Origin of the sequence: Streptomyces silaceus (assembly GCF_001419745.1) — a bacterium.
GTDB lineage: Bacteria > Actinomycetota > Actinomycetes > Streptomycetales > Streptomycetaceae > Streptomyces > Streptomyces silaceus.
Genome location: NZ_LIRJ01000396.1, coordinates 1 through 5,430 on the forward strand (window position 1 = coordinate 1; position 5,430 = coordinate 5,430).

Below are 5,430 nucleotides of genomic sequence, written 5' to 3' on the forward strand. Positions count from 1 at the left end.
CGCGGTGATCGGTAGCACGCATGCTCGACCGGCCCCGCCGCGGCCCTCGTCGGGGCTCGTTCCGGATGCCTTCCCGGCGGGCGTCGGGGCGCGTGCTCATGTGGTCTCCCTCGGCCGCGGCCGCCTGTGGTGGCAGGAGCCGTGGCCGGTACGGGAATTGGCCGTAAACAGCCTCAAACCGGGGCCATGGCATGATCTCTGAGTGACCGTCATGCCGAGATCGCTCAGACGCGCCGCGGCCCTCGCGGCGGCCGCGCTGCTCCTGGCCGGGTGCGGGCTCTCCGAGGAGCTGGACCGCGAGGCGAACCCGGAGCGCGAGCCGAGCCCCGTGGCGACGCGGCCGGACCCGGCGCCGTCCGCTCCCGCACCGTCCGCCTCGGCGCCCAACGGCCCCTCTCCCGCCCCCGAGGGTTGCCCGGAGTCGGGCGTCACGATGTCGCCGGGCATGGTCACCGCGGCCATGGGGCTGCGCGCGATGTCGGTGACCGCGACCAACTGCGGCAAGGGCGTGCGCGAGCTGAACGGCTACCCCGACATCCGCGTGCGCGGCGTGGACCGCCGGCTGTTCGACGTGACGGTGCTCAAGGGGACCGAGCCGGTCACCACCATGGACGACCCGGGCCCGAGCCGCGTCACGCTCAAGCCGGGGGAGTCCGCGTACACCTCACTGGTGTGGCGGTACTCGGCCGTGGACGCGGCCACCAAGAGCGGCAGCGGTGTCTACGTGGAGATCGGTCCCGCCAAGGGAGCGCCCCGCCAGACCATCGAGCCGGACGGCGGTCTCGACATCGGCGAGACGGGCATGCTCGGCACGACCGCCTGGCAGAAGAGCCCGTCGGACGACGACGGGCCGGGTGGCGCCGGGCCGGACGGGGCCCGGCCGGGCGACGCCTCGCGGCCCTGAGGCCCCGCACCCCCGGCTGTACCGCCCCCGTGGATCAGGGCACCCGGGCCGTCCACTCGGCGGTCGAGAACTTGGTCCGCACGAGCTCCTGGGCGCGCGCCATCTCCTCGTCGGTGACCTTGCCCGGCGTCAGGCCGTAGCGGCCGCGGAAGGAATCGATCATGCGGTCGATGACCGCCTCGCGCGGCAGACCCGTCTGACGGCGCAGTGGGTCGACGCGCTTCTTCGCGCTCTTCGTACCCTTGTCGGACAGCTTTTCCTTGCCGATGCGCAGCACTTCCAGCATCTTGTCCGCGTCGATGTCGTACGACATCGTCACGTGGTGCAGCACCGCGCCCGCCCCGCCGCCGGGCGCCACGGTCCGCTTCTGCGCGGCGCCCGCGATCTTCCCCGCCTCCGTCGCGATGTCGTTCAGCGGCTGGTACCACGCCTTGATCCCCATGTCGGCGAGGGCGCCGAGCACCCAGTCGTCGAGGTAGGCGTAGCTGTCCTGGAAGGAGAGGCCCTGGACGAGCGCCTCGGGCACGGACAGCGAATACGTGATGGTGTTGCCGGGCTCCACGAACATCGCGCCGCCGCCGGAGATCCGCCGCACGACGTCGATGCCGTGCCGGGCCGCGCCCTCCGGGTCGACCTCGTTCGCCAGCGACTGGAAGCTGCCGATGATCACGGAGGGAGAGGCCCACTCCCACACGCGCAGCGTCGGCGGGCGCCGGCCCGCCGCCACCTCCTGGGTCAGTACCTCGTCGAGCGCCATGTGCAGCGCGGGCGGCTGCGGCCCCTCGTGCACCAGCTGCCAGGCGTAGTCGGTCCAGTCCGTCGCGTGCGCGAGGGCGCGGCGCACGGCGACGCCGATCCCCTCCGACGTCAGGCCGTACATGACGGTGCCTTCGGGGAGCACGGCGTCGATGCGGGCGGCCAGGCCCGCCGCGTCCGTGTCGGCGGGGGCGCCGTCGAGGGCGCCGTTGATCGCGTCGAGCGCCTCGTCGGGTTCGAGGAAGAAGTCACCGGCCACGCGCGTGTGCCGCAGCTCGCCGTCCTCGACGTCCAGGTCCACCACGACGAGCTTGCCGCCGGGGACCTTGTACTCACCGTGCACCGTGCTTCCTCCATGCCCGTGGGGCGCAGCGCCCTCGGCTCGATGTTCCGAATCGTCCCCCAACGCTAGCCGAGCCCCGGAATGTCCGGTCGGGCGCCGAAGCGTCCACCGGGAGTGCATCCCTGCGGGGCCGACCGGCCGAAGAACGGTGAGAAGAGGCAGCAGCGCCGGCAGTGCGAACTGGCGGCGAGCACTGTCCCGCGCCGGCACAGCCCCTGGAGCCCCACCATGAACGTCTCGGTCGTCCTGTTCACCTCGGACCTGCGGGTGCACGACCATCCGCCGCTGCGCGCCGCCGTCTCGGGGTCGGACGCCGTGGTCCCGCTGTTCGTGCGTGACCGGGCCATCGCCGGGACCGGTACGGTGGGGCCGAACCGGGAGGCGTTCCTCGCCGACTGCCTGACCGACCTCGACGAGCAGCTGCGCGAGCGCGGCGGCCGTCTGGTGCTGCGCACCGGCGACCTCGTCGAGCAGGTGCGGGCCGTCGTGGCGGCGACGGACGCCGACGAGGTCCACATGGCGGCCGGCGTCAGCCGGTACGCGCACGACCGCGAGCGCCGGCTGCGCGAGGCCCTGGAGTGGGACGGGCGGCGCCTGTACGTCCACGAGGCCGTGGTCACCGTGGTGCCGCCCGGCGCCGTGACCCCCGCGAACTCCGACCACTTCGCCGTCTTCACGCCGTACTTCCGCCGCTGGTCCGACCAGGGCGTACGGGCGGTGCTCGGTGCCCCGCGCAGTGTGCGCGTACCGGACCACGTGCGCTCGGACCCGCTGCCCGCGCGCGACGACGTCGAGGACGTCTCGCCGGGGCTCGCGCGCGGCGGCGAGAGCGCCGGACGGACGCAGTGGAAGGCGTGGCTGCGCGACGGCATCGACGGCTACAGCGACCACCACGACGACCTCGCGGGCGACCTCACCTCGAAGCTCTCGCCCCACCTGCACTTCGGCACGCTGTCGAGCACCGAACTCGTGCACGGCGCCCGCGCCCGCGGCTCCGAGGGCGCCGGGGACTTCATCCGCCAGCTGTGCTGGCGCGACTTCCACCACCAGGTGCTCGCGGCCAGGCCGCGGACGGCCGAGGCCGACTACCGCACGCGCGGCGACCGGTGGCGCTCGGAGGAGTCGGCGGCCGACGAGATCCGCGCGTGGCGGGAGGGGCGCACGGGCTATCCGGTCGTCGACGCGGCGATGCGCCAGCTGCGGCACGAGGGCTGGATGCACAACCGCGGCCGGCTGCTGACCGCCAGCTTCCTGACGAAGACGCTCTACGTCGACTGGCGGGTGGGCGCCCGTCACTTCCAGCGGCTCCTGGTCGACGGCGACGTCGCCAACAACCAGCTCAACTGGCAGTGGATGGCGGGCACCGGCACGGACAGCCGGCCCAACCGGGTGCTCAACCCCGTCCTCCAGGCCAAGCGCTACGACCCGGACGGCACCTACGTACGCCGCTGGGTGCCCGAACTGGACGGCCTCAAGGGCGCCTCGGTGCACGAGCCGTGGAAGCTCCACGGGCTGGAGCGGGCACAGTACGACTACCCGGACCCGATCGTCGAACTGGCCGACGGGCTCAGCCGGTTCAAGCAGGCGCGGGGCATCGACTGACGGTGGACGGGGTCCGCCCCCAGCGGGAGTGGGGGCGGACGGCCGGCGCGGCTCCACGGCCGCTGCCCGGACGGCTCCGTCACAGGGCGCGGCCGGACGTCTCGGAGCGGCGGGGACGGGCCTCGGCCCGGCCGAGGCCCTCGCGCAGGGCCTGCAGTCCGCGCCGCGTATGGCTCTTGACCGTGCCCAGCGGCAGGCCGGTCCGCTCCGAGATCTGCGCCTGCGTCAGGTCCGCGTAGAACGCCAGCCGCAGCACCATCTGCTGCGCGGACGGCAGACTCGCCAGCTCACGCTGGACGAGGAGCCGGTCCAGGGCCTGCTCGGTGACCGGGCCGACGGTGGAGGTCACCTCCTGGCGGGCACTCACGGCGGCCACGATCAGGGCGCGCTTGCTGCGCGCGGCGAGCGCGTCGGCGATCTTGTGGCGGGTGATGCCCATCAGCCAGCCGCTCAGGCCCCCGGCGCCGGGCCGGTAGCCGTGCCTGCCGCGCCAGGCGGCGAGGAACACCTGCTGCGTCACGTCCTCGGCGTCCGGGCCGTCGCCCAGCGCACGTGCGGCGACCCCGAGCACGAGCCGCCTCCAGCGCCGGTAGACCGCCGTGAGGCAGTGTTCGTCACCGGCGGCGAAGCCGGCCGCGAGCTCGGCGTCCCCGAACTGGTCCCCGGCGTCCTTCCCCTGTGGAAAGCCGTCCCGGGCAACGGAATTGACCACCGTCATGTCGCTCACTCCTCGTACCGTGGCCGATGTCCGCTCAGATTGGTGACAGTCCGTGAGAGGCGGCAACTCGCAGCGTTTGTGCGTCGTATGGTCGCCGGATGAGTGCTTCACGGATGCCCGGACCCACCCTGCGGAGCGATGCCGACGCCGCGCTGACCACGGGATCCGTCGCCCGCAGACTGGGGGTCGCGCCGACCACGCTGCGTTCGTGGGAGCGGCGGTACGGCATCGGGCCCGTCCACCGCGAGGAGGGCCGTCATCGGCGCTGGACCCCCGTCGACGTGCGGCGGGTCGAGGAGATGTGCCGGCTGACGGCGCTCGGCGTGCCGCCGGCCGAAGCCGCGCGCGTGGCCCTGCAGCAGGCCGTGACGGAGGCCTCCCGGGGGCGGCACGGGGACGACCCCGGCAGTCTCCCGCTCGGCAACGTCCGCCAGGAGTGCCGGGGGCTTGCCCGCGCGGCGGTGCGGCTCGACGGGCCCGCCGTCGAGGCGCAGCTGCGGGCCACGATCCGCGAGCACGGCTTCACCACGGGCTGGGAGGAGGTCATGGCACCCGCCCTGCACGCCATCGGACGCAAGTGGGCGTCGTCCGGGGAGCGTTACGTGGAGGTCGAGCACCTGCTCTCCTGGCACGTCTCCTCGGCCCTGCGCCACGCCCCGGGCACCTGCGCCGCCGTCGCGCCCGCCGCCGCCCTGTCGCCCGTCGCGCCCGTGGTGCTGGCCTGCGCGCCCGGCGAACAGCACACGCTTCCGCTGGAGGCGCTCGGCGCGGTCCTGCGCGAACGGGGGCTGCCCATGCGGATGTTCGGCGCCGCGCTGCCCGCGGAGGCGCTCTACGAGGCGGTGCGGCGCATCGGCCCCTCGGTGGTCGTCCTCTGGGCGCACTCGCGCGGCACGGCCGACCGCGCGCTCGTCCACCTCGTGTCCCGGGTGGAACGCGGCGTACGCGGCGCCCGTACGCATCCCGTCGTGCTGGTCGCGGGGCCCGGCTGGACGATGGCGGCGGAGGGGTACGCGCCCGGGGTCGAGCGTCTGACCGCGCTGCGGACGGCGGCGGATCGGATCGAGTCGTTGTTGGTGGCTTGAGGGGGCTTGAGGGGGCTTGAGG

General features: G+C 74.0%; 5 protein-coding genes. 3 read left to right on the forward strand and 2 right to left on the reverse strand.

Features of this window, described 5'->3' with window-relative positions; all coding sequences use genetic code 11:
* Positions 1-211: 211 nt before the first annotated feature.
* Entirely contained in the window at positions 212-904 is a 693-nt protein-coding gene (locus AOK22_RS31220) for a DUF4232 domain-containing protein (protein WP_157872330.1), read from the forward strand.
* A gap of 34 nt (positions 905-938) precedes the next feature.
* Here the strand turns inward: AOK22_RS31220 and lplAB are convergent, their stop codons facing one another.
* Complete coding sequence (lplAB, locus tag AOK22_RS31225; RefSeq protein WP_055702081.1) at positions 939-2,003, reverse strand: lipoate-protein ligase LplAB; 1,065 nt, start codon at positions 2,001-2,003, stop codon at positions 939-941.
* 228 nt (positions 2,004-2,231) lie between these two features.
* Here lplAB and AOK22_RS31230 point away from each other — a divergent pair, with 228 nt between their 5' ends.
* Positions 2,232-3,605, forward strand: a complete 1,374-nt coding sequence (locus AOK22_RS31230; protein ID WP_055702082.1) for a cryptochrome/photolyase family protein — start codon at positions 2,232-2,234, stop codon at positions 3,603-3,605.
* A 79-nt stretch (positions 3,606-3,684) separates the two neighbouring features.
* On the opposite strand, the gene AOK22_RS31235 is transcribed toward AOK22_RS31230, so the two are convergent.
* On the reverse strand, positions 3,685-4,323 hold the full coding sequence (locus AOK22_RS31235; RefSeq protein ID WP_079036939.1) for an RNA polymerase sigma factor: 639 nt from the start codon (positions 4,321-4,323) through the stop codon (positions 3,685-3,687).
* A 98-nt stretch (positions 4,324-4,421) separates the two neighbouring features.
* On the opposite strand from AOK22_RS31235, the gene AOK22_RS31240 reads away from it, so the two are divergent.
* Complete coding sequence (locus AOK22_RS31240) at positions 4,422-5,408, forward strand: MerR family transcriptional regulator (RefSeq protein WP_055702083.1); 987 nt, start codon at positions 4,422-4,424, stop codon at positions 5,406-5,408.
* Positions 5,409-5,430 lie beyond the last annotated feature (22 nt).

Coding starts and splice junctions, on each gene's coding strand:
- AOK22_RS31220 (WP_157872330.1), top strand. CDS start 212: ATGCCGAGATCGCTCAGACGCGCCGCGGCCCTCGCGGCGGCCGCGCTG.
- AOK22_RS31230 (WP_055702082.1), top strand. CDS start 2,232: ATGAACGTCTCGGTCGTCCTGTTCACCTCGGACCTGCGGGTGCACGAC.
- AOK22_RS31235 (WP_079036939.1), bottom strand. CDS start 4,323: ATGACGGTGGTCAATTCCGTTGCCCGGGACGGCTTTCCACAGGGGAAG.
- AOK22_RS31240 (WP_055702083.1), top strand. CDS start 4,422: ATGAGTGCTTCACGGATGCCCGGACCCACCCTGCGGAGCGATGCCGAC.